The sequence below is a fragment of the Bacteroides sp. AN502(2024) genome, from assembly GCF_041227145.1.
Classification (GTDB): domain Bacteria; phylum Bacteroidota; class Bacteroidia; order Bacteroidales; family Bacteroidaceae; genus Bacteroides.
The window spans coordinates 3,491,456-3,514,395 of record NZ_JBGFSP010000003.1 but is presented as its reverse complement, the minus strand read 5'-3'; the positions used below and the strand labels follow the sequence as shown (position 1 = coordinate 3,514,395).

The window sequence follows — 22,940 nt, the reverse complement described above, 5'->3', positions numbered from 1 at the left end:
ACATCGTTATAAAAAATCAACTATATCTCCTAAATCAAAATAAAGTAGACGCGTCGAGTCATCCTTGTCATAGTCTGTAAGTGGTACAAAACCATTCTTGAGATAGAATGGAACAGCGTCTGCATAAGCATCTACTGTGACGAAACGGCATCCAGTTTTGTTGTTTTCAATAAAATAACTCTTTATGAAATAGAGCAATTCGGACCCTAAGCCACATCCTCTAGTGGATATATCAGTACCTAAACGACAGATTTTTACAGCAGGATAGCTTTTCAAACGTTTATCGTTCACAAAACGAGGGCGACGGAAGCGGTTGAACTCTGTTTTACTCTCAAAATCGGAAAGTGAGACTTTATCATTGGCTAGGCTGAAATAAGCGAGTATCTTCCCGCCGTCTGTCTCTGCAACATAGCTTACCGCCAACAAAGCATTGCGATAAAGTGAGCATTCATTCATAATAAAATCGTTCAAGTCGGTATCACCGCAATTGAACGATTCTATCTTTTCTTCTTTATTTAACCGACGAACACTATATGACAATCCTCCGGTATTATTTTCATCATTTCTCACGAACTATAGTTTAGAGCGCTTCATTATCCTCTCATAAACTTCTAGTCGCCTCTTTCTTTCCTCCGGTGTTTCCTTACGGGGATGCTTCATCCGTTCTTCAAACCTACGGGCGTCTTCCCCGAACAGTATCGGGGTTTCTTTTATTGGCATTGCCATATTTTTTCTCCTTTCTTCCTATTTTATCAGTTCACAAAGATACTTATAATTTTCTCATCGTCCTATCAAAACAATAAGAATATCAGATAGTTTCCAGGAATAGTCTACTTTTTTATGTACCAATCAATTGAAATAGTACAAGAATACGGCAATTCCTTCCAGCGCCTTCTTCGGTTGGTCTTTTATTTCGATGGAAAACTTGATTTCAGCTTTTGCCACACCACGCAAATTCGTCAATGAATGAAGCGTAGTCACCAGGCGGATGCTCTGTCCTGCCAACACAGCCTGACCGAATTTCATCTTATCCATGCCATAGTTAATCATCATCTTCAGGTTGTTCACCTGGATAATCTGGTTCCACAGATACGGCAGCATGGATAATGTCAGATAACCATGAGCGATTGTGCTATGATAAGGGCTGTCCACTTTGGCACGTTCCGTATCCACGTGAATCCATTGGTAGTCCAGTGTCGCATCTGCAAAAAGCCGGATACGTTCCTGCGAGAGTTCCACATAATCAGAGACGCCTATCTGTTTGCCTACCAGTTTTTCAAATTCTTCGTACGAATTGATAATTACTTTTTCCATAGTCTTATCGTTTTTATGGGGGTTATTTATTAATTGGGGACAAAAATACGCAAAATAAACTGATATACCCACCCAATTTATCAATAAAAACAAGAAACAATCATTCAAACTCCCCGACAAACATAGAACAAGATTCGCGGATTTGCCTTACTTTTGCACCCGTAATCACATTCAGATATAAACCGATGATACATTTTTTCAAGAAGCCCGTTTCCCACATTGCGCTACCGGCGAAATTCACTTATCCGTTCCATTATACGCCCCATCCGTTGTGCGTATTGGCGGCAGAGGAAGTGAAAAAGTATATCGCAAGCCGAGAGGAATGGCAGGAAGAATTAGCTCTTGGAAAGATGTTCGGGGTACTGGTTGTACTGCAGGAGACGAGCGACGCTACGGATAAAGCCAAAGAAGAAAGTACGGAAGCAAAAAGCAGGATAGGTTATTTAGCCGCCTTTTCCGGCAATTTGGCAGGAAAGAATCGGCATCCTTATTTCGTCCCTCCTGTCTACGACCTGCTGCAACCTCAAGGATTCTTCAAGATGGAGGAAGAACGGATTTCCGCTATCAATATCCGCATCAATGAATTGGAGCATAGCACCTCCTACCTGGAGGCGAAAGAAAAACGGGAGGTAGAAACCGAACAGGCGCAGGCGGAGTTGAGTCAAGCCAAGAAGGAACTAAAAGCCGCGAAAGAGTCCAGAGAGATTCGACGCCGGTCTCCAAGCGGGATCTCCGAAGAAGAACAAGTTGCCTTGATTCGGGAAAGCCAATATCAGAAAGCTGAATACAAGCGAAAAGAGAAGTATTGGAAAAAGCGGTTGGAAGAGCGCGAAGCGGAAGTGAATCGTTTCAAGGATGAAATAGAACAGTGGAAAGCAGAACGGAAAGAACGTTCGGCGGCTTTGCAGCAAAAGCTGTTCGGAGAGTTTCGGATGCTGAATGCCAAAGGAGAAGTGAAAGACCTCTACACTATCTTCGAAGAAACCGTTCGGAAAGTCCCTCCCGCCGGTGCGGGTGAATGTGCTTTGCCTAAACTGTTGCAATATGCGTATCTTCATCAATTAAAGCCATTGGCGATGGCCGAATTCTGGTGGGGAAACTCTCCTAAAAACGAAATCCGGCATCACGGATATTATTATCCTTCCTGCAAAGGAAAGTGCGAACCTATCTTGCAGCACATGTTGCAAGGAGTGGAAGTAGACGAGAATCCGTTGCTGAGCTCCACCCATCAGGAGGAAGAGCCGGAAATTGTATATGAAGACGAATGGTTGGTGGTAGTCAATAAGCCGGCAGGAATGTTGTCCGTTCCGGGAAAGGCGGAGGAGAGAGATTCCGTCTATCATCGCCTGAAAAAGAAGTATCCCGATGCTACCGGACCTATGATTGTACATCGCCTCGATATGGCTACTTCCGGATTATTGCTCGTAGCGAAAACGAAAGAGGTACATCAACATTTACAGGCACAATTTGCTGCCAGAAGTATCAAGAAGCGCTATACAGCCGTGTTGGATGGGGTCATAACAGGAGCGGAAAAGACAACAACCATGGAAAAAGCAACACTACCATTTGGAAGAACAGGAAGAATCGATCTTCCTCTCTGTTTGAATCCCCTTGACCGTCCCCGGCAAATCGTCAGCAGGGAACATGGGAAAGAAGCGATTACGGAATACCGGATCATCGGTGAATCCGAAAAACACACCCGGATTGCCTTCTATCCGTTGACCGGACGAACACACCAATTACGGATACACGCTGCCCATCCGGAGGGATTGGGTTGCCCCATTCTGGGGGATGAACTTTATGGAAGAAAAGCAGACAGGCTATACCTCCACGCCGAATACATAGAGTTCCGCCATCCCATCAGCGGGAAGATTCTACGCATACAGAAAGAGGCCGACTTCTAAACTGCAACCGTGCTTGTAGACACCAGCTTCTTCAACCTGCGATAAACGTAGATAAATCCCCCCGGTCTATCGTTTCACCAACCGCTTAGGTGAACCATGCCACGAGCATCCCAGGCAGAAGACTTCCGTCAAATCGAACCCCTCCATCGAATCTTCCGGATATTTGGGAACGACTTCACCATCTTCGGACACATAAACCAGCCGCCTGTCACCCTGCTCATTCTTCACATACATAGCTGCAATCTTACATTGCGGACACAATAACTTTTTCATGCCGCAAAGATACCAATTCTGCTTAATCTTTGCTATCTTTGTCTATCAAAAAACATATATTATAAGCATATGGAGAATTTAGACAAACTTATATTAGAGTTATGCAAACTGCCTCAAGAAACAGGCTGGGTGGAGTTTAAGCATAACAATTGCGACCCTAAGATGGTTGGGGAAGATATCAGTGCCTTAGCCAATAGTGCCGTTATAGCAGATAGAAGCCATGCTTATATGATATGGGGCGTTGATGACAAAACTCATGAACCGGTTGGTACAAAGGTCAGACTTAAACAGGAAAAGAAAGGCAATCAAGAACTTGAAAACTGGTTACGCTATATGCTTTCTAAAAATGCCGATTTTGAAATTCATTCGGCCGATATTGATGGAAAGCATGTCGAAATGTTAGTTATCTCAAAAGCTATGGGCGTTCCTGTTACATTTGAGAAGATTGATTATATTCGTGTTGGCAGTTATACGAAGAAAATAATAGAGTTCCCTACTTTACAGGCTCAGTTGTGGGACAAATTGCGACATGAACAATTTGAGGATATTTATGCCTTATCAGACATACAATTAGAGGAGATCCCCCACTACTTGAATTGTGAAGTCTATTTTGATATTCTTAATATGCCACATCCTACAAGTATTGAAAAATATGCTCATTACTTGATGGAAGAAGGTATTATTGCCAAACAAGATAATGGCTTGTATGCTATTACAAATCTTGGAGCAATTCTGTTTGCAAAGAAACTTTCAGATTTTCCGCGTGTGGGAAGAAAAGCAATAAGAATTGTGCAATATGAAGGGAACAATAGACTATCAATTTTAAAAGAAGAGAACACGACAGAAGGATATGCTATCAGCTTTGAGAACGCGGTAAAATTTGTAACTACTTTACTCCCGACAAAAGAGGATATTGATTCTGTCCGAAGAAAAACGATAAACGCATTCCCTATTCCGGCTATAAGAGAGGCTATTGCAAACTCGCTGATTCATCAAGATTTTTTCCTCACCGGCACAGGACCGCTTATTGAGATATTTGAAAATCGTGTTGAGATTACAAATCCCGGGACACCATTAGTCGATATAATGCGGATTGTGGATAATCCTCCCAAGTCCCGTAATGAAAAATTAGCATCCTTAATGCGGCGATTGAGTATGTGCGAAGAATTGGGACGAGGATGGGATAGAATGGTCATCAGCTGCGAACTACAGAAATTACCTGCTCCACGGATTCAGATATATCAAGAATCGACCAAAGTATCTTTATTCTCTCATTTGAATTTTACAAATATTCCGATGGAAGATAAGATTTGGGCAACCTATCTTCATGCTTGCGTTAAATTCATAGAAGGTAATGCTTTAACTAACAGTTCTTTGAGAGAGCGATTTGGTGTTGCGGAATCATCTTCAGGGAGCATCTCCCGATTGATTAAAGAAGCATTGAATAAACAGATAATCAGACCTGTAGATTCCACGACAGCTCCTCGCTATATGAGATACATTCCTATATGGGCCTGATTTAACTTGCCGGCAACTTGCCAACCTCATCGGATTTACTTTTGAGGTATTGATTTTCAATGCATTATCCCGGTAATTTAACTTGCTGGCAAGTTGCTGACAAATTAAATTGGCGAGATTGGTTAGTGGTGAAATACGTTCAGCAGCAACCTCTGCTCCAATCGCCTGTCTGCCAAAACCTTTACTCCATTCTTCCGCGTTTCACTTTTTATTCGTACCTTTGTCAGAACCAAAGTGTAAAAAGAAAGAGATGAAAGCATCACGTATTGCGCAGGAAAAGAAAACGGTAGAGTTGATGATCCGCCTCTATTGCCGGAAAAAAGAAAAAAACACAGTTCTTTGTGCCGACTGTGAAGAATTGCTCCGCTATGCCCGTGCCCGTCTCGACCATTGTCTGTTTGGAGAGAGTAAGAGTGCATGCAAGGAATGTACCGTACATTGTTACAAGCCCGTCATGCGCGAACGAATGCGACAGGTGATGCGTTTCTCCGGACCGCGGATGTTGCTTCATGCACCCTGGCAGGCCATACGGCATTTATTGAACCTATAACTTACTAAAAAGTAACATAAACGTATAATCTAACTAAAAAAGGATGGAACAGAAATTTTGTCAAAGTTGCGGCATGCCGATAGACGAGTCGACTTTTGGAAAAGAAGCCAATGGCAACAAAAACGAAGAGTATTGCCACTATTGCTATGCGGACGGACACTTCACGAAAGAGTGCACCATGGACGAGATGATCGAACATAATCTAAATTTTCTGAACGAGTTCAATAAAGATTCGGAAGTCAAATACACGGTGGAGGAAGCACGGAAAGCGATGAAAGAGTACTTTCCACAGTTGAAGAGGTGGAGAGAGTAATTGGGAAATAAAAATTTATCACGAATCGCTGATTATGAAATGAAGAGACAGACTAAAACCAACCATATCCTTACACTGATATCCGTATTTTGCATCGGCGCAGCCATCCCGGTACTGACAGGCAGCAGCCAAGTGAACGAACCACATTCCGCCCAATCGGAAGTGCCCTATTGCGTCACTCCCCCTACCGTTCCCGCACAAGTCACCTTCGACGGGGAGACGATCGACCTCCGGCGCTACGACCGTCGCGAACGGATGGACCGCGAGATGATGTCCTTCACCTATATGCACTCCACCACCATGCTATCGATAAAGCGCGCCAACCGTTACTTTCCTATCGTGGAACCGATACTGAAAGCGAACGGCATCCCCGATGACTTCAAATACCTGATGGTCATCGAAAGCAACCTGAACAACATTGCACGCTCTCCGGCAGGAGCAGCCGGTCTGTGGCAATTCATGCCTGCCACCGGACGGGAATTCGGACTGGAAGTGAACGATAACGTAGACGAGCGCTACCACATTGAGAAAGCAACCGTTGCCGCCTGCAAATACTTCAAACAAGCGTATGCCAAATATGGCGACTGGATGGCTGTCTCCGCTGCCTATAACGCCGGACAGGGACGTATCTCCTCCCAACTCGAGAAGCAGTTGGCCAATCATGCCATGGACTTATGGCTGGTGGAGGAAACTTCCCGCTACATGTTCCGACTGCTGGCAGTCAAAGAGATATTCAATAACCCGCAACGTTACGGATTCCTCTTGAAACGGGAACACCTGTATCCGCCCATTCCTTATAAAGAGGTAACCGTCAGCACTTCCATCGACGACCTGAACGACTACGCAAAGTCACAGGGAATCACCTATGCCCAACTCCGTGATGCCAATCCCTGGCTGCGCGACACTTCATTGAAAAACAAGACCGGAAAGAGATACACTCTCCTGATCCCTACCCGGGAGGGCATGTATTACAACCCGCAAAAGACCGTTGCCCACCATAAACAGTGGGTCATCGACTAAAAAGACAACTTCTCTCATTCCAACCAAACACTATCGATATGAAACTGAAAGAAAAAATCCACCGTTTCTTACATGACGAGCAACTGAAGCGAAAGTTGTACGTCATCATCTTCGAATCGGACACCCCTGCCGGGAAATTGTTCGACGTGACTCTGATCGGCTGTATCCTGGTCAGCGTACTGCTCGTCATCATCGAGAGCCTGAAAGGCCTTCCCACCTTTCTGACGACTCCGTTCGTCATTATGGAGTACCTCTTCACCGCTTTCTTCACTTTTGAATACCTGACAAGGGTCTACTGCTCGCCCTACCCGCGAAAATACATATTCAGCTTCTTCGGAATCGTAGACTTACTGGCTACCCTTCCGTTCTACATCGGTCTGCTCTTTCCCGGTGCACGCTATCTGCTCATCATCCGTACTTTCCGCCTGATACGGGTATTCCGTGTCTTCAAGCTCTTCAACTTTCTGAAGGAGGGCGAACGACTGCTCACCGCCTTACGCGAAAGCAGCAAGAAGATTGCGGTGTTTTTCTTGTTTGTCGTCATTCTGGTGATTTCCATCGGAACGTTAATGTATATGATTGAAGGGACCCACCCCAACTCCCGGTTCGACAATATCCCGAACAGCATCTATTGGGCCATCGTCACCATGACTACCGTAGGATATGGAGATATTACCCCTGTCACCGGTCTGGGAAGATTCCTTTCCGCCTGCGTCATGCTGATCGGTTACACAATTCTCGCCGTGCCGACAGGTATCGTATCCGCCTCCATGATGAAAGAGTACAAACGCAAAAGAGACAAAGAATGTCCCCACTGCCATCGCTCCGGACACGAAGATAATGCAGAGTTTTGCAAATATTGCGGACACAAATTGAATAATGACTAACCCATATCTATTTTTATTTAACATGAAAAGGTATTCACTATTTTCGTGGATCACGTAAATTATGGACACAATAAAAAGATTACCAACACACCCGGGTGATGTCTTGAAAGAAGAATTGGAATGTCGCAGAATCTCTCAAAAGAAATTCTCGGAAATTCTTGGAGTTCCCTATACAATGCTTAATGAAATTTTAAATGGGAAAAGACCTATTACCTGTGATTTTGCATTAATGGTAGAAGCTGCTCTAAACATTAATCCGGAACTACTCATCAATATGCAAGCACGATATAATATGAATCTGGCATGTGAAAAGAAAGCTCTTTCAAACCGATTAAACGAGATACGAAAAACATGCGCCTCATTGCTATGAATTGAAACGGTCGCGCACATACAAAGCTATCAGCACCTCGATACAGCAGATCGACAGAAAGCTGATGATATAAAAATTCTTTTCTTCATCCATAAGTCCCGTATCTGACCTATTCTTGCGGCTATCGGATTATGTTCGTTGTTTGCCATATTGGGGTTATGTTTTCATTGGATGATTTACTGTTCATCCTATTGTCTTGTATTCTTTGTTATAGATTCTTTGTTCAAATACGAATCCATGTGCTAAAGGCTCATGAGCACGTATGTTGGATAAAATCCTCTGTGGTTTTCTGAAAGCGTTGACTGACCGTGTCATATAGTGTTCCGGTTTTCCGTCCGTCAGTCGACATGAAAAGAGGGCGACTCTCTTTTTGTAGTTGTCCAAGAAATTACTTACGTCATAGAATTTGTCAATGGAGATTTCCAGTTGCTTCTTTGCGTATACCAGCTTGCCTTCTTTTTCTTCCCCTGTTTTCGGAGAAGTGAAAGGCATAACGTACTGTTTCCCGCTTTCAGTCAGCTCGTTGAATATGATGAAATCATATCCGGCTATCGGGTTGATGATAAAGTCGCACTTTCGTCCCATACCGGCATCAGTATCGTGGAAGATATTTATATAGTGCTCAAAATCTATGATCTCTACATCTATTTCCGAATTGTTGTTGATGACGGAAACACCATAACCGGTATATTGTACAATCTGCGGTTGTCCGTCACGTATTTCGAACTTGCCTCTCGGTCACTGCTCTTTCCGGACTTGCATCGTGCCTTCCTTCCATTCCAGTCCGAAATGGGAGGGATAATCCTTTTGGAGGAAATCAATCAGTGCGCTGTCCATACCTTATTCCTGCATGCTTTCGTATTCGTTGAAGATTCTCTCCATCGTGTCGGACATGTCGTAAGTGTTGATTACATATTCTCCCGTATCATTGTCCGTTGCCATCAGTGATGTCAGAGTGCCTTCATGAACACGATATACGGCGATATCATCCTTTTCCAGAAACGGATAGTTTTCCCTTGCCTTTTCAACATATCCAGCACGTAGCAGAACATTCAGATGATTAACGATATAAGGGCTATGTGTTGCTACCATCAGTCCCAGCTTGCGGTCGTCATTGTTCTTGTGGAACGCTTCATCGATAAGGTTGCTCATGAGGGCTCTTTGTGCCTCCGGGTCAAGGCTCAATTCGGCTTCTTCTATATGGATATGTACATACTTTTCCAAATCACTTTGGCTGATTTGGGGAGTAAATTTCTCAAGTCTGTCTTGTTTGTACAGGTAGTTCAGTACAGAACGCTGGAAAGCGTCCTTGAATGAAAACTCTTTTGCAAAATAATGAACAATGGCAACCAAAGGAGCAGATGTCTGAATACCGGAAGAAGCATACCTCAATTCCACAGGCTTCGTACCTTCCTGCAATGACTCTATAATGAACTGCTTGGGTTTGTTACCGGATTTTTGGACTTTCATCTTCAGGTTCAGATAGTTTAGTTGCTGCTCTTTGATTACATCAGTTGCATCGTTGAAGTCATTGAATGTCTCATGAAAGAAGAAGCCCAGACTGGCTCCTTTGAGCGTGGCCACTTTGGACGCCCATATAGGAAGTACGCTTCGTGTTTCAGAAACATACGACTCCTTGAAGAATACCAGATCGCTGTTAGGTATATGGATGTCCGACTGCAAACTTCTATCTGCATACGACAGAGTATATTGATTGCCGTTTATTTCCACGGTATAGTGTATCTCAGTCTCTGTCGTTATCATGCTTTCCAAGCCGTCTTGAAGCAGAGAGTTGAAACGTAATTTGAACGGCGAACGGGTAATCTTTGCATTCTTAAGATACGAGCGGATATTGACCATTTTATAGATGTAGCGCATGAGCACGATAATCTTCATGATGGTACTCTTACCGCTGGCCGACTTGCCGATGAATACGATTAATGGCTTAATATCGCTTATTTCCACTTCTTTAAGTGGGCCTAAGTTCTTTATGATTATGGACTCCTTCATGATAATGTTGTTCTTTTCCAATAGACAAAGATAAGGAATAATTAATGAATTACAGATGTCTGAAGACTGTTTTTTATTCTGGAACATGTTTTGCTTTTATTTCCATGCCTGCCAGTCTTTATCCGACTGTAATCATAGAGTTCATTGCCTGTTCTCTTTGTACATTAGCAGGTAAAAGGTTATCGTTGTAACCCAAATACATAAATTATGTGCAAATTCCCTGAATCTACCAAACAGAAGCTGGGTAATGCGATTGTATATATTGCCTGTTAAACACGAATGCAATCATTCTGACCAGCAGATCAACTTTGCAGAAGCAATGTCTGATTGTGCAGCAGAGGATTATAGCGAGAGTTTGAATACACGGCAGACAGCTAATCTTTTAAATGCGGAATCTCATGTTTGAAGAAGGTAATTTATTGCTTTTCCGTCAGATACTTCCAATACCGTACAGGCATATCCTGTCGGTGCTTTCTCGGATTCAGACGTTCTTTGATGCAGATAGCCTTGAAATAGCTCTTCCAGAGCTGTTGGAAAAGCTTCTCATCGCGGTCCATCAGGCTTTCGTCCAGCATCCCCGTAATCAGATGTGACTCGCGACTGTCGTCGTCAAACGAGACGGTCGTCACCTGCTGCAAGTCGTAATAAAAGCCGTAACGGCGTTTCATGTCGTAAATCATCCATTTCTGATCGGCAAAACGGTCCTTGAAATGATGGACGGTCAGCGGGAGTGCATTGTAGAGCGGTTCGAAAGCGGCAAAGTAGGTACCGTCGGCAGCTTTCTGGAAACGGACAAACTGCATCAGGCGCAGACGCTCTCCATCCACCTTCTTCCAGATCTGCGCCAATCGCAAGACGTCCGGATCGCCGAAGTTGGTTTCGATAGAACGGGGGGCATCGATTGCCTTACGGATATACCGGAAAATCAGTATGCCGATCTCAGGAAGTTCCGACAGCCAACTTTGTGTGAGGCACCCCAAAGCGGAAGAGGAAACTTTCTTCTGCAATCCCCGCCACACACGACCGGCCTTCTCCTCATCGGTGACTACCGTATGCAGCTCCTCACAAAACAGAGGCAAAGCATCTCCTTCCGACAACAAGGCATCGGGAAAGGTCTTGCGGAAATAGGCGTCGAACACTGCCGTCAGCAGACCGTCAAAGGTTTTATCGTACACATAAACATTCATCACACATCCTCTATCATTACCACCCAATAACTGTTACCACCGGTCATTCACCCCAAACAAACATTCACCCGAACCGGACCACCTACCCACTAAATTGTCCGCTCAGAAACCATTGTTATTTATTCGCCAAAATCAAGCACCAACTGCCGCTCGTCCACTCTCTTCTTCGGCTTCGGCAGCAATAAGCTGCGTACCCGTTGCGGAGAAAGTTCGTTCACCGTCTGCATCCGGAGCGGCAGTTCTTTGCAAGTGATGAAATATTGCGCCTTCTTCATCACCACCCCCATCTTCTTCAGTTCATAAAATCCCAGCCTCGAGAACCGGCGGGAAGCCACCACCAGTCTCGCCGACTTCACCCCTACCCCCGGCACACGGAGCAACATCTCGTAGTCCGCCTGATTGATATCGACGGGAAACAGTTCGGGATGGCGCAAGGCCCACGAGAGCTTCGGGTCTATCTCGAGGTCGAGATCCGGATAGGCGTCATCCACAATCTCATCCACCTTGAACTGATAAAAGCGCAGTAGCCAGTCCGCCTGATAGAGCCGGTTCTCACGCACCAAAGGGGGCTGTTTCAATGCCGGGAGGCGTTTATCATACGTATTCACGGAGACATAGCCCGAGTAATAGACCCGTTTCATGGTGGGGTGCCGGTAAAGTGCCGACGAGAGCGACAGGATATCCTTATCCGATTCGGAGGTAGCCCCCACAATCACCTGCGTACTCTGTCCCGCAGGTGCGAAACGGGGTGCGTAGCGGAACTTCCGCCGTTCTTCCTTGCTCTCCAGCACGCCTTGCTGAATGTATTTCATCGGAGCAAATACGCTCCGGTGATCCTTCTCCGGCGCCAGCAGCTTCAGGTTCTCCTCTTTGGGAATTTCGATGTTGACACTCAGGCGATCGGCATACAACCCCGCCTCGTTCACCAATTCGCGACTGGCTCCGGGAATACTCTTGAGATGGATATAACCGTTGAAACGGTGCACTTCCCGCAAATCCTTCGCCACACGCACCAGTCGCTCCATGGTATAGTCCGGATTACGGACCACGCCGGAGCTGAGAAACAGCCCTTCGATATAGTTACGACGGTAGAATTCCATCGTCAGCTCCACCAGCTCCGACACGGAAAAGGTGGCGCGGGGCAGATCGTTGCTACGCCGGTTGATGCAATAGGCACAATCGTACATGCAATAATTGGTAAGCATGATTTTCAGCAGCGAGATACACCGCCCGTCCTCGGCAAAGCTGTGGCATATCCCCCATCCCCCCACCGTGTTTCCCAGCGTTCCCGACTTATGGGAACGCACCGTACCGCTGGAAGAACAGGAAACATCGTACTTGGCAGATTCCGCCAGTATCTTCAGTTTCGCTAAGACGTTTTCGTTCATCATGCCCGATCTTGATTCTTGGGACAAAGATACGATTTAATTTGAAAAACGGATGGAAGAAAAAAATTTCAGCCAATATATAAATACAAAATTTGTACATTTTAAAGAATTACAAAGCTACGCTTATAAAAAGGGACAATCAACATAATATTTCATTACATCTACACGTTTCCAAACAAAAATAAACAGATAATTTTATCCTCACAAATATTTTTTCATTAACTTTGCAAAGTCGACATCAAACAACCCTTATTAATAACCAATTTAAAATTACAAAAAAGATGGACTACACGGACTACATGAAAGTTGAAATAGAAGAGCGGACCTGGGTGATTAACGGTTTCAAAACCTTCTCCATCATCGCACATGAGTATTTTCCCGAATATGCCAATGCCGACGCAGCCAGCAGAAGAATGAGAAACGAAATCGAACTCGACAAACAGCTGTTCGATGCATTGACAGAGGCGCATTACGTACGCGAGACGACCCGCCTGAGTCCCCGGCAGCAGCAGATCCTCTTCATGGTCTGGGGACCGGAGAAGATCATCATACGCTACCACATCCTTCACCGATGAAAAGAATATTCGCAGAACAGCACCTCCGAAAGCACAGAAAAAGTGTGTCGATCGAACTATATTTATATAATTATTATATTTTAGTATTTATATATGCTCGTTTGGTGGCTCTTTCTCTTTTTTTCGAGCGTTGCAAGCGATTGGAAGACAAACAGTTAGACCAGCTTTAGGGGTGGCTCGTTTGGTGGCTCGTTTTTCTGTCAGGAAAAATGACCGAAACGAAAGCCGCATCCACCGGAACAGAGGCTCTACTTACGGCCGATAGAGGCTCTGTTTATCACCGACAAAGGCTCTGTTTACAGCAAACAGAGCCTTCGTTTATGGTCCGTCCTCTCCCCATCCCCCTCTCTTTACACCCCGCGGCACCCCAAAAACAACACGATTTCCGTCTCTTCTCCTCCAAATCCCGCAATACCGTCCAAATCCCTCCATGCCAGCCAAAAAAGATTTGCATAAACGGTCATAAATGCATTATCTTCGCAACCGCATCCCACAAGGTATGCACATAAAGCCAACCCGTAATAATAACCCGTAAAAAAATGCATCTCTATGAAACAATCGTCCAAAGAGCTCCTGAAAGAAGGGTATATCCTGCTCCCCAAAGCATGGTTAAAATGCCTGGTCAACGAAAAAAATTCGGAAGAACTGAAAGCACTCCTCCAGATCCTGACACGTGCCAACTACTCGGAAATCACGTACAAGATTCAGATGGTCGACATCGTATGCCAGCGTGGAGAGTCCGCCATCAGCCTGCGACGCTGGAGCGAACTCTTTCAATGGAGCCGCAGCAAAACCGCCCGTTTTTTCCAGACAATCGAGAAAGAGGGTCTCATCAAAATCATCCCCCACCCCAAAAACGTCTTCCATATCCACATCATCGATTATGATTTCTGGACCGGAACGCTCTCTCCGGAGACGCGCGAAGCGAACAAGAAAAAAAATACCGAATCCTTCTATCTCTTTTGGGACAAGTATCATGAAACGATGCAAAAGCCCAAGCAGAACATCGCCCGCGCCCGCCGCGAATGGGACAAGCTGCCCCAAGAGGAGCGGCAGCTCGCCATCGACCGGATCGAAGAGGTCTACTACCACACCAACGACATACGCTTCATCCCGCTTGCCTCCACTTACCTGAGAGACAAGGCTTTCTTAAACGAATATACCAACTAAAAAATCGAAAAAAGATGCAACCACACGCCAGCGAACTCGAAGAAGCCATCATTGGTGCCTGCCTGATCGAACAGGAAGCACTGCCGCTCGTAGCCGACAAGCTACGCCCCGACATGTTCTACGAAGAGTCTCACCAACTGATTTTTGCCGCTCTGATCGCCATGTATCAGGCCAACAAGAAGATCGACATACTCACCGTCAAAGAAGAGCTCACCCGACGAGGAACGCTCGAAAAGGCAGGCGGACCGTATGCCATCACCCGGCTGAGCAGCCGGGTAGCCTCCTCCGCACATATCGAATACCATGCACAAATCGTACACCAGAAATACCTGGCACGGGAAGCGGTGGTCGGCTTCAACAAGCTATTCACCTGCGCCATGGATGAAACAATCGACATCTACGACACGCTGATCGATGCACACAACCTGCTCGACCGCCTGGAAGGGGAGTCCGGACACCACGAACACATGCGCTGTATGGATACGCTGATGACCGATACCCTGAAAGAGGCCGAACTACGCATTGCCAAAAGCGTGAACGGGGTGACCGGCATCCCCACCGGACTGACCGACCTCGACCAGAAAACTGGCGGACTGCAGAACAGCGATCTCATCATCATCGCCGCCCGCCCCTCCGTAGGGAAAACGGCTTTTGCCCTACACCTGGCACGTCATGCGGCAATGGCAGGCAACACAGTGGCCGTTTACAGCCTCGAGATGCAGGGAGAACGACTCGCCGACCGATGGCTGGCAGCGACCGGACATATCAACCCCTACCGGTGGAGAAACGGCATACCCACCGCGGAAGAGATGGAAAACGCACGCACCACGGCCTTGGAACTCTCCAGACTCCCCATCTACGTGGACGACAACGCTTCGGTCAGCATGGAGCACATCCGTTCCAGTGCCCGGCTGTTGAAGAGCCGCCGGCAGTGTGACATGATTATCATCGACTACCTGCAACTCTGCGACATGACCGGCAAACAGGGCAACCGCAACCGGGAACAGGAGGTGGCACAAGCCACCCGGAAAGCCAAGCTGCTTGCCAAGGAGCTACAGATCCCCATCGTGTTGCTCAGCCAGCTCAACCGGGAGTCGGAAAACCGTCCCGGAGGACGTCCCGAACTGGCACACCTGCGTGAGAGCGGAGCCATTGAGCAGGACGCGGACGTGGTTATGCTGCTTTATCGCCCCGCCATGCAACGCATCGCCACCGATCGGGAAAGCGGCTACCCGACAGAGGGACTGGGGGTAGCCATCGTGGCAAAACAGCGCAACGGAGAAACGGGGAATGTCTATTTCGGGCACAACCGGTCTATGACAAAAATATATGACTATATCCCGCCATTGGAATATTTCGAAAAACATGCCAAATAAGAGGATCTGTTATACAAATGACAGTACAATGCATACCCTTTTCATGAATATATTTTGAATAAATATTTTTTATAAATTAAAAGAAAATAAATCCGTTTTTACTTGACTTTTCCCTTTTTATTTTGTATATTTGTATTATCAGAAAGAAAGATATGATTATTCACTTAAACCTTAACTTTTCAAAATTATGGATGTATTAGTAGAACGCTATCAACGCAGAAAGTATGTAAACCAGGAGGATGCTCCGTTGTTGTATTACATACGTAAGAAATCGGGCAATGTCAGAGTGATGGACATCGACACATTGGCGAGCGCCATCGAGAGTAAATCGGCACTGACCGCCGGTGATGTGAAACACACCATCGAGGCATTTGTAGAGCAGTTGCGTCTGTCGCTCACCCAAGGCGACAAGGTGAAAATCGACGGATTGGGTACGTTCCATATCACGCTGACCAGCGACGGTACGGAGGCTATGAGAGATTGTACGGTACGCTGTATCCGCCGCGTCAATGTACGCTTTGTTGCCGACAAGGCTTTGAAGCTGATGAATTCGAGCCATACGAGTACGCGAAGCGATAACAATGTAGACTTCGTCCTGAGCGGCAAGAGCGATGGCAGCGGTTCCGAAGACGATGGTTCGGAAGACAAACCGGTTGACGAAGAGGCTCCGAATCCTACCGCCTAACGGTTTTGCCCGCACGTCCCTCTCCGACGGGGTGACATTGCATCCTTAAAAACAGTTCCACATGGTTTCAGGAACTGACTCGTGCCTGTTCCTTGCCATGTGGTTTCTGTTCTCTCTCTTCCATCATTTTCCCTTTTCTCATTTTCATTTTCAGTCTTTAATTTTTAAATCAATCCGGATGTTAGACAAAATCATAGATATTATCATGTCGATTCTCCCCTTTCTCGGGGGTCGCAAAAAGCGTCAGCAAATGCTGCAGGAAGTCAAAGAGTTCAGCGAACTGGTGAAAGAGCAATATAGCTTTCTCATGCAACAGCTCGAAAAGGTATTAAAAGATTATTTCAATTTGAGCGATTGTGTGAAGGAGATGCACTCGGAGATCTTTTCACTCAAAGGCAAGCTCTCGGAAGCTGTGACCTTGCAATGTGTCAAGAAAGAGTGTATCCAGCGCAACAAAGGTTCCGAATCCGAATCATCATCCACCTCCCCAACACCCGATAGCGTATGAGAACAGTTAATCTGATTGTTGTCCATTGCTCGGCAACACGCGAAGACAAATCCTTCACCGAACATGATTTGGACGTCTGCCACCGCCGCCGCGGTTTCAAGGGACCAGGGTATCATTTCTATATCCGCAAGAATGGGGATATCAAGTCTACCCGCCCGATAGAACAGATCGGCGCACACAGCCAAGGTTTCAACCGGGAGAGCATCGGCATCTGTTATGAAGGCGGTCTGGACTGCAAGGGACAACCGAAAGACACACGTACCTGTTGGCAGAAACATTCGCTACGGGTCCTGATCCTGACTTTACTAAAAGACTTTCCCCAGTGCCGCGTCTGCGGACATCGCGACCTTAGCCCCGATCTGAACGGAAACGGTGAGATTGAACCGGAAGAGTGGATCAAAGCCTGCCCCTGCTTCAATGCCGAAACGGACTGGGATAAAGAATAAATCTCTTTTGTGTCTGGCCATTTTATAGTTGTTGTTTTGTAGTTATTATTTTATTGATTCCAATTTTTCAATGGAGAAGCCCCGGACTTGTGAAAGCCCGGGGTTTCGGTGTCTTGGAAACGGCTCTCTTGCTATCATGGAAGAGGAGACTGTAAATGAGACTATAAATGAGACCAATGAGACTATTAGATGAGACTGATGAGACTATAAAACTGATTGACAGTGAAGCAGTCCAGCATAAATAAAAAAGAGGATGCCTGTGGGAAAAGGACGGCATCCTCTAACTGGAAATAGCTTATGGAAAAGATGTACTTTCACAGGCACGACCTATCCCACTATTCCCTAATGTAATCTCCATAGTTAAATGAAGAAAGGGTTTGATTACAAAAGTACGGGCTTTCACAAGGGCGTACTTCTTAACGTTTCTCAATGCGAGAGTACCTTATACAAAGATATATAAAGTATCGGGGAAGAACTCGCTCATGAGAAATGGGGTAATATTGTTTATTCTTATCCCTACCTACTCAGCAATACAAATACTTACCCGATTTTCTTCAGGAGTATGATACGGCTGAACTGTATCACCTTTATAATCAACAGTGATTCTATCAGCAGCAATACCTTTTGCCTTCAAAGCTTCGGCCACATTGTTTGCACGTTTTTCGGACAATTTATGATTGATTTTAGGATTGCCCGTTTCCGCGTCGGCATAACCGGTCACGCTCACCTTAGCTGCAGGATGTTTCTCCAAGTACTCAACCAAAGAAAGAATCTTAGCTTGCTGATCCTTCTGAATCTTTGCAGAGTTTAAAGCAAAGAATACATTTTGTTTCATCGGCTGTACTGCTACCACCACTTCCTCTTTTGGCTGTGGCTGTTCCACTACAGGAGCCGGCTTCGGTTGTTCCGCTACGATGGGTTCCGGTTCGTAATAAACTGGGGCAGTTTTAGTGTAGCTCTTACCCAGTTTGATGCTCACACCTACCAAAGCATTGAACTGCCAGTCGCAGTTACCCGCCTTTTTGGAATTGAATTTATCGGAAAGAGCGTTTGCATTTCCTTCGATATTGATGGACAAACGATCATTCAGACGAAGGTCACAACCCAGTCCGAAACGCCCTGTAGGGAGAATTTTACCTTCCTGCCATAGGTATTCAAGTTCATGAGTTTTTGTATCCAGTGCATTCGCCTCGTCATTATCAAAACCACGATTCAATCCTACACCGCCAAAAATATATCCGTTGAATACACGTTTCGGATTAAAACCACCAAACAAAGTACTGAGATCTGCCATGATATCCAGATTGCCTTGCAGATATTTATACTTGTATGTTTGTTCCGGAGTTACCCAGCCTCCTTTTGCCTGCCAACCGCTGACACCGATACGTGCACCGAATGCCGGAGCGAACTTATAGCCCACATTCAGAGCAGCTGCCGGAGAAATCAGATCGGTAAAACCGGCTTCGCCTACTGTGTGGGCAGCTCCCGCCTGTACCTGCATAAACCAATGAGGTTTGAACACGGTCTGACCTTCCTCCTTGATCTTCCGCAGCTCCTGTGCCATAGCAATAGTACCACCGACAGTCAACAGAGATAATAATAACAAACTTCTTATTTTCATAATCTTTTTATTTGAAGTCCTAGGAAAAAAAGGGGGGCTCTACGGGAGGGCCCCCCTTTTAGAATTATTCTGTCAAAGAATTATTTCAAAGACATTCACACAGTATCAATTGTTACTTCTTAACGGGTTTCACCACAATAGTCAACTGAGAAGTAGCAGTACCCCAACCGTAATTTACAGTAGCAGGGATGAAGATCTTATATTCAGATCCTACCGGTGAATGAACATTTACATACTTAACAGTATTACCTTCCTGAACCAAAGTAGCACCGCTAGGCAATTTACCGTCAGACAGATCGGTAGTAGCTTTCGTTACATCCAATTTAACGTCGCCGAATGGTCCATAGAAGTCCCAGAATTGTCCGGGAATCGGTTGAGTAGTTTGGGATGTTTCAGTAATCCATACATAGCATCCGCATCCGGCTGTTTCTCCATCCTTTGATCCGGCGAAGTCAGGCATGTCAGAGTGGTCATGTTTAACTTCTTCCCAAGTACCATCAATCCATTCGTACTTAGCCGGAGTATACTCGATACCTGATACGTAAGTGTATTTAACCTCTTCATCTTTCGGAACAACGCTAGTAGTTACAACAGGCTCTCCCTCCTGTTTTACTATTGCATAAGTGTACATTTTCCAATCCGTCGCCTTCTTAGCGGTAACTTGAGCCTCAATCTGCATCATTGCATCACTCATAGTCTCTCCATTACCTTCAAAAGTCTCTCTCGCTTTTTCTTGATATCCTGCAGTTGCCTCAGTACCACCTACCCATAGGCTATATGTATATGTTGCTTTTACGTTATACATAGTCACAGGTTTAGTAGCAATGAAGGATACTTCTTCAGTTTTCACATTCAACTTGGCTTCTTGTGTCTGTACATAGTGACCGTCAACATATTCGTACTTCGGAGTATACTTGTAGTTCCAATAAGATTTACTTTCTGTAACAAGTTCCGATCCAGGAGCAGTAATTGCTTCACCTCTCCAGTCTGTCAACAGGTTATTGTGCTGGAAGTTAGCGATATCACCACCGGTCTTGGCATCCTGCAAAGACATGCCACTCGGCATATTCAAATTAACCGGACGGATGAAGTTAACCACAAAGCTATGTTGTGAAAGTTCATCATCGCTCTCCAGTCTATAAACATGTTTAACTACAGCCTGCAGACCACCTTCGCTGTTCAATGCCTTCTGAACCGCAGCATCATTCTTATCCAAAGAGATTACAGTTCCATTGATCTTAACACCGGACAATACAGTCGCAGTAGCTTTACCATTAGATTTGGTTTCGGTTATCTGATAATAATCTGTAACACATTCGGGCAGTCCTTCTACTTTGTGTGTTTTATAAGCTACTTTCAGATCTTGACTGAACTGACAGTTTTCAGCAGCCTCGTCAATCTTATTCGGAACAGTTACATTCACATCAAAGTCATCTGAAATATTGTTTAAAGTCCAATAGATTTCATTCTTAGTCAGCGTTTCTGTAAATGCCGGCAACTTCACTTCAAGTGTGAATTTGAATGTTACAGCAGCAGGATATTCGGAAGAAGCCAGTTTATTCTTCACAGTAATGCTTGCTACGAAAGCAGAAGTATTACCGATCTTGCCAAGTTCACTATGTTTGAATGACCAAACAATCTTCTTAGTTGCAACTCCGGCTGCAGTAGGACCGTCTACGATTTGAGGTACTGACGACATTGCATAAGCCTGACCGTTCTTCGTTACAATAGTTGTAGCTGCAGAAACATCATACAGATTCCAGAATTCTTCGTGGCTCATACCCACTTCACCAAGACTGTTTGCAATCTTACGATACAGGTTCTCAATAATGTATTCTTCTGATATCTCATATTTAGCAGTCGTTGATGCACATTCGTAGGTCAATGTTCCACAACTCATAGGCAGAATCATATCATCACTCTTAGCAACTCCGATTGCCACTTTTACGAAACCACGACGTACTACATTACCGTCAGCATCAACCAGTTCAACTTTAAAGATCGGAGTGCGACCGATAGCTTCTCTGCTGAAATCTTTAGCCTGGAACAAACCTTCTTCAGCATCGTTACACAGGATGTTCTTCTGCTGGTCGGTAATAGTTCCTCCTGTTGAAATTTTATATTCAGAACTTGCTACGGCAAATCTATACGACAGGTTATAGTCTTCGATCGGGAATTTACGATGGATATTGGTTTCTTCATTGTCACCGAAACAAGTTGCCACCAAGTCTTTCAAATCAAACACTTCGTTGTAATACATCTTGTATCGAGGTTCTTCTTCTTTACATGCATCAAATGTGGTTGCATAATGAGCATCAGCTCCAAATTCAGTCAAAGTAGCATCATCGGCAATACGTACATCCGATGCATCCAGTACTTCGTCGTAGACAGATACGTATGGAGAAGTTACAACTGCACCTGTTTCCTTTTTGTCAACAGCATCACCTTTCAAGGTAGCCTGCAAAGCTATCATGTTCACATCGCTCTTTTCCGGCTGAGTTGAGTGAGCGTTCAGACGAAGCAGCTTGAAGTCAACCGTACCCTTTTCAGCATTAGCCACCGGTTCGCCACTGATTTCAACCCACTTGCTGGCAGCAGCACGAGTGTTAACCACTGTAACGGTGCGGTCAATGTAGCTATAGTCTGCGTTAGCCAACTTGAAGCTAGCCGGATTGAAGTGGTAGCTGGCAGTTGCCAAAGCAGCTGTAGAGAATTTATAAGTAGTAGGGATTGCTGCATTTTCACTCTTGTCCATCGCACCATACTTCAACGAGCTGAACTTGATCGCTTCAACACCGTCTACGATATAATCCGGAGCAAATGTGATACTTGACAAACGGGCTACCACCAATATGTGCAATTGATCCAAGTCAGGTTTGATTTCGTCTCTGATTTGGTTTTGAATAGCAAGAATAGCCGGTTTGATATTGTCTTTGATATCATCTTTAATATCTGTCAGCTGACCATTGATACGGTTTTCCAGATTCTCTATATCTTTAGCAGTCTGGGTCGTCAGATTCGAAATAGCTGTTGTATTACCGCCAATCAGTTCTTTCAGTCCGCCTTCACCGTTGATTTCATTCCACAGCTTCTCAATTTCTGTTTGAGCAGTGCCGATATCTTCTACGGCTTTCTTGATCGCCTCAGCATTGGCAGTGTAATCAAGACAAGCTTCTTTATATTCATTTAATGTAGCCTCCTGAATTTTCAAGTTTTCGTATGCTGCCATCAAAGTTGCGATAGCCTGCTTCGCATCACGCATGTCTTCGGCCACCTGATCCGGATCCAGGTTGTTCAATCTCTCTTCGATACCTGCAATTTTACCTCCAATTGCAGTTTGGGCTGCTTCAAAGACCTCCACGTCAACCTTTCCGTTGATAGACTCTTGCAACAGAACCTTCAACGCTTCCACTTGCTTTTTAGCTTCTTCGATGGCTTCCACTTTAGCATTATTAGCAGCCACCTGTGCAGCTTGAGCGTCACGTTTAGCCTGCGCAGCCTCGGCAGCAGCTTGGTCACCGACAGCTTTGGCAGCTTCTGCTTCTGCCTGAGCAGCTTCAGCAGCCGTTTTAGCGTTATCGGCAGCCGTTTGTGCAGCCTTAGCGGCAGCGTCTAAAGTAGCCAGCTGTTTTTCAAGAGCTGCAACGGAGCTTTGATTTCCGTCAATTCGTTCTTGTAGCCCCTTGATGTCATCATCATAGTCTTTACAAGAAGTAAATGTACCCGCCGAAGCCGCTAATAGTGCTCCAAACAGGACGACACTTAAATACTTTTTGTTCATAATAAAAAAACTTTTAATTTATAAATTAAAAAAATAATAAGAAT

The 22,940-nt window shown here is 45.2% G+C and carries 22 protein-coding genes and 1 pseudogene; 13 read left to right on the top strand and 10 right to left on the bottom strand.

What is annotated here, in order from left to right; translation table 11 throughout:
• Nucleotides 1-6 precede the first annotated feature (6 nt).
• Both AB9N12_RS13780 and AB9N12_RS13775 read right to left on the bottom strand, forming a co-directional pair.
• Nucleotides 7-570 carry a GNAT family N-acetyltransferase gene (locus AB9N12_RS13780; RefSeq protein ID WP_369892597.1) on the bottom strand — a complete coding sequence of 188 codons (564 nt, stop codon included), beginning with the start codon at nucleotides 568-570 and terminating at the stop codon, nucleotides 7-9.
• Between the two features lie 279 nt (nucleotides 571-849).
• Nucleotides 850-1,314 carry a MaoC family dehydratase gene (locus AB9N12_RS13775; RefSeq protein ID WP_369892596.1) on the bottom strand — a complete coding sequence of 155 codons (465 nt, stop codon included), beginning with the start codon at nucleotides 1,312-1,314 and terminating at the stop codon, nucleotides 850-852.
• A 185-nt stretch (nucleotides 1,315-1,499) separates the two neighbouring features.
• On the opposite strand from AB9N12_RS13775, the gene AB9N12_RS13770 reads away from it, so the two are divergent.
• Nucleotides 1,500-3,218, top strand: coding sequence for a pseudouridine synthase (locus AB9N12_RS13770; RefSeq protein WP_369892595.1), 1,719 nt, complete (start codon nucleotides 1,500-1,502; stop codon nucleotides 3,216-3,218).
• Nucleotides 3,219-3,284: 66 nt separating this feature from the next.
• On the opposite strand, the gene AB9N12_RS13765 is transcribed toward AB9N12_RS13770, so the two are convergent.
• Nucleotides 3,285-3,491: a hypothetical protein gene (locus AB9N12_RS13765; protein WP_369892594.1), complete on the bottom strand. Its 207-nt coding sequence runs from the start codon at nucleotides 3,489-3,491 to the stop codon at nucleotides 3,285-3,287.
• A gap of 69 nt (nucleotides 3,492-3,560) precedes the next feature.
• Here AB9N12_RS13765 and AB9N12_RS13760 point away from each other — a divergent pair, with 69 nt between their 5' ends.
• From AB9N12_RS13760 to AB9N12_RS13735, 6 genes are all read left to right on the top strand, one after another.
• A complete protein-coding gene (locus AB9N12_RS13760; RefSeq protein ID WP_369892593.1) occupies nucleotides 3,561-5,009 on the top strand; it encodes an ATP-binding protein in 1,449 nt (482 codons plus the stop codon).
• A 250-nt stretch (nucleotides 5,010-5,259) separates the two neighbouring features.
• Nucleotides 5,260-5,559, top strand: coding sequence for a nitrous oxide-stimulated promoter family protein (locus AB9N12_RS13755; protein WP_369892592.1), 300 nt, complete (start codon nucleotides 5,260-5,262; stop codon nucleotides 5,557-5,559).
• Between the two features lie 43 nt (nucleotides 5,560-5,602).
• Entirely contained in the window at nucleotides 5,603-5,872 is a 270-nt protein-coding gene (locus AB9N12_RS13750; protein WP_369892591.1) for a zinc ribbon domain-containing protein, read from the top strand.
• A 39-nt stretch (nucleotides 5,873-5,911) separates the two neighbouring features.
• The gene (locus AB9N12_RS13745) at nucleotides 5,912-6,892 is read left to right on the top strand and encodes a lytic transglycosylase domain-containing protein (protein ID WP_369892590.1); all 981 of its coding nucleotides are present in this window, start codon (nucleotides 5,912-5,914) and stop codon (nucleotides 6,890-6,892) included.
• 38 nt (nucleotides 6,893-6,930) lie between these two features.
• Entirely contained in the window at nucleotides 6,931-7,779 is an 849-nt protein-coding gene (locus AB9N12_RS13740) for an ion transporter (RefSeq protein ID WP_369892589.1), read from the top strand.
• A gap of 61 nt (nucleotides 7,780-7,840) precedes the next feature.
• Nucleotides 7,841-8,149, top strand: a complete 309-nt coding sequence (locus AB9N12_RS13735; RefSeq protein WP_369892588.1) for a HigA family addiction module antitoxin — start codon at nucleotides 7,841-7,843, stop codon at nucleotides 8,147-8,149.
• A gap of 3 nt (nucleotides 8,150-8,152) precedes the next feature.
• On the opposite strand, the pseudogene AB9N12_RS13730 reads toward AB9N12_RS13735, so the two are convergent.
• The 5 genes and pseudogenes from AB9N12_RS13730 to AB9N12_RS13710 all read right to left on the bottom strand — a co-directional run.
• A pseudogene (locus AB9N12_RS13730) lies at nucleotides 8,153-8,242 on the bottom strand (DUF2809 domain-containing protein); the annotation flags it as partial.
• Nucleotides 8,243-8,332: 90 nt separating this feature from the next.
• Entirely contained in the window at nucleotides 8,333-8,734 is a 402-nt protein-coding gene (locus AB9N12_RS13725; RefSeq protein ID WP_369892587.1) for a hypothetical protein, read from the bottom strand.
• 255 nt (nucleotides 8,735-8,989) lie between these two features.
• On the bottom strand, nucleotides 8,990-10,246 hold the full coding sequence (locus tag AB9N12_RS13720; protein WP_369892586.1) for an AAA family ATPase: 1,257 nt from the start codon (nucleotides 10,244-10,246) through the stop codon (nucleotides 8,990-8,992).
• Nucleotides 10,247-10,575: 329 nt separating this feature from the next.
• Nucleotides 10,576-11,346 (bottom strand): TIGR03915 family putative DNA repair protein, encoded by a 771-nt coding sequence (locus AB9N12_RS13715; protein ID WP_369892585.1) that lies wholly within the window; start codon nucleotides 11,344-11,346, stop codon nucleotides 10,576-10,578.
• A gap of 119 nt (nucleotides 11,347-11,465) precedes the next feature.
• Entirely contained in the window at nucleotides 11,466-12,734 is a 1,269-nt protein-coding gene (locus AB9N12_RS13710) for a putative DNA modification/repair radical SAM protein (protein WP_369892893.1), read from the bottom strand.
• Between the two features lie 224 nt (nucleotides 12,735-12,958).
• Here AB9N12_RS13710 and AB9N12_RS13705 point away from each other — a divergent pair, with 224 nt between their 5' ends.
• The 6 genes from AB9N12_RS13705 to AB9N12_RS13680 all read left to right on the top strand — a co-directional run bounded on the left by AB9N12_RS13705 (nucleotide 12,959) and on the right by AB9N12_RS13680 (nucleotide 17,494).
• Nucleotides 12,959-13,309 (top strand): DUF4248 domain-containing protein, encoded by a 351-nt coding sequence (locus tag AB9N12_RS13705; protein ID WP_369892583.1) that lies wholly within the window; start codon nucleotides 12,959-12,961, stop codon nucleotides 13,307-13,309.
• A 549-nt stretch (nucleotides 13,310-13,858) separates the two neighbouring features.
• A complete protein-coding gene (locus AB9N12_RS13700; RefSeq protein ID WP_369892582.1) occupies nucleotides 13,859-14,479 on the top strand; it encodes a hypothetical protein in 621 nt (206 codons plus the stop codon).
• Between the two features lie 14 nt (nucleotides 14,480-14,493).
• Nucleotides 14,494-15,855 (top strand): replicative DNA helicase, encoded by a 1,362-nt coding sequence (gene dnaB, locus AB9N12_RS13695; protein ID WP_369892580.1) that lies wholly within the window; start codon nucleotides 14,494-14,496, stop codon nucleotides 15,853-15,855.
• Nucleotides 15,856-16,042: 187 nt separating this feature from the next.
• Nucleotides 16,043-16,540 (top strand): HU family DNA-binding protein, encoded by a 498-nt coding sequence (locus AB9N12_RS13690; RefSeq protein WP_369892579.1) that lies wholly within the window; start codon nucleotides 16,043-16,045, stop codon nucleotides 16,538-16,540.
• A 178-nt stretch (nucleotides 16,541-16,718) separates the two neighbouring features.
• Nucleotides 16,719-17,048, top strand: coding sequence for a hypothetical protein (locus AB9N12_RS13685; RefSeq protein WP_369892578.1), 330 nt, complete (start codon nucleotides 16,719-16,721; stop codon nucleotides 17,046-17,048).
• Nucleotides 17,045-17,494, top strand: a complete 450-nt coding sequence (locus tag AB9N12_RS13680; protein ID WP_369892577.1) for an N-acetylmuramoyl-L-alanine amidase — start codon at nucleotides 17,045-17,047, stop codon at nucleotides 17,492-17,494. The genes AB9N12_RS13685 and AB9N12_RS13680 overlap by 4 nt, the downstream gene beginning before the upstream one ends.
• Before the next feature lie 520 nt (nucleotides 17,495-18,014).
• On the opposite strand, the gene AB9N12_RS13675 is transcribed toward AB9N12_RS13680, so the two are convergent.
• Both AB9N12_RS13675 and AB9N12_RS13670 read right to left on the bottom strand, forming a co-directional pair.
• Nucleotides 18,015-19,115 (bottom strand): OmpA family protein, encoded by a 1,101-nt coding sequence (locus AB9N12_RS13675; RefSeq protein ID WP_369892576.1) that lies wholly within the window; start codon nucleotides 19,113-19,115, stop codon nucleotides 18,015-18,017.
• Nucleotides 19,116-19,227: 112 nt separating this feature from the next.
• Entirely contained in the window at nucleotides 19,228-22,896 is a 3,669-nt protein-coding gene (locus tag AB9N12_RS13670; RefSeq protein WP_369892575.1) for a cell surface protein, read from the bottom strand.
• Between the last annotated feature and the right edge of the window lie 44 nt (nucleotides 22,897-22,940).

Coding starts and splice junctions, on each gene's coding strand:
- AB9N12_RS13765 (WP_369892594.1), bottom strand. CDS start 3,491: ATGAAAAAGTTATTGTGTCCGCAATGTAAGATTGCAGCTATGTATGTG.
- AB9N12_RS13760 (WP_369892593.1), top strand. CDS start 3,561: ATGGAGAATTTAGACAAACTTATATTAGAGTTATGCAAACTGCCTCAA.
- AB9N12_RS13750 (WP_369892591.1), top strand. CDS start 5,603: ATGGAACAGAAATTTTGTCAAAGTTGCGGCATGCCGATAGACGAGTCG.
- AB9N12_RS13700 (WP_369892582.1), top strand. CDS start 13,859: ATGAAACAATCGTCCAAAGAGCTCCTGAAAGAAGGGTATATCCTGCTC.
- AB9N12_RS13775 (WP_369892596.1), bottom strand. CDS start 1,314: ATGGAAAAAGTAATTATCAATTCGTACGAAGAATTTGAAAAACTGGTA.
- AB9N12_RS13710 (WP_369892893.1), bottom strand. CDS start 12,734: ATGAACGAAAACGTCTTAGCGAAACTGAAGATACTGGCGGAATCTGCC.
- AB9N12_RS13720 (WP_369892586.1), bottom strand. CDS start 10,246: ATGTTCCAGAATAAAAAACAGTCTTCAGACATCTGTAATTCATTAATT.
- AB9N12_RS13715 (WP_369892585.1), bottom strand. CDS start 11,346: ATGAATGTTTATGTGTACGATAAAACCTTTGACGGTCTGCTGACGGCA.
- AB9N12_RS13675 (WP_369892576.1), bottom strand. CDS start 19,115: ATGAAAATAAGAAGTTTGTTATTATTATCTCTGTTGACTGTCGGTGGT.
- AB9N12_RS13755 (WP_369892592.1), top strand. CDS start 5,260: ATGAAAGCATCACGTATTGCGCAGGAAAAGAAAACGGTAGAGTTGATG.
- AB9N12_RS13670 (WP_369892575.1), bottom strand. CDS start 22,896: ATGAACAAAAAGTATTTAAGTGTCGTCCTGTTTGGAGCACTATTAGCG.
- AB9N12_RS13680 (WP_369892577.1), top strand. CDS start 17,045: ATGAGAACAGTTAATCTGATTGTTGTCCATTGCTCGGCAACACGCGAA.
- AB9N12_RS13685 (WP_369892578.1), top strand. CDS start 16,719: ATGTTAGACAAAATCATAGATATTATCATGTCGATTCTCCCCTTTCTC.
- AB9N12_RS13740 (WP_369892589.1), top strand. CDS start 6,931: ATGAAACTGAAAGAAAAAATCCACCGTTTCTTACATGACGAGCAACTG.
- AB9N12_RS13690 (WP_369892579.1), top strand. CDS start 16,043: ATGGATGTATTAGTAGAACGCTATCAACGCAGAAAGTATGTAAACCAG.
- AB9N12_RS13735 (WP_369892588.1), top strand. CDS start 7,841: ATGGACACAATAAAAAGATTACCAACACACCCGGGTGATGTCTTGAAA.
- dnaB (WP_369892580.1), top strand. CDS start 14,494: ATGCAACCACACGCCAGCGAACTCGAAGAAGCCATCATTGGTGCCTGC.
- AB9N12_RS13745 (WP_369892590.1), top strand. CDS start 5,912: ATGAAGAGACAGACTAAAACCAACCATATCCTTACACTGATATCCGTA.
- AB9N12_RS13725 (WP_369892587.1), bottom strand. CDS start 8,734: ATGGGACGAAAGTGCGACTTTATCATCAACCCGATAGCCGGATATGAT.
- AB9N12_RS13770 (WP_369892595.1), top strand. CDS start 1,500: ATGATACATTTTTTCAAGAAGCCCGTTTCCCACATTGCGCTACCGGCG.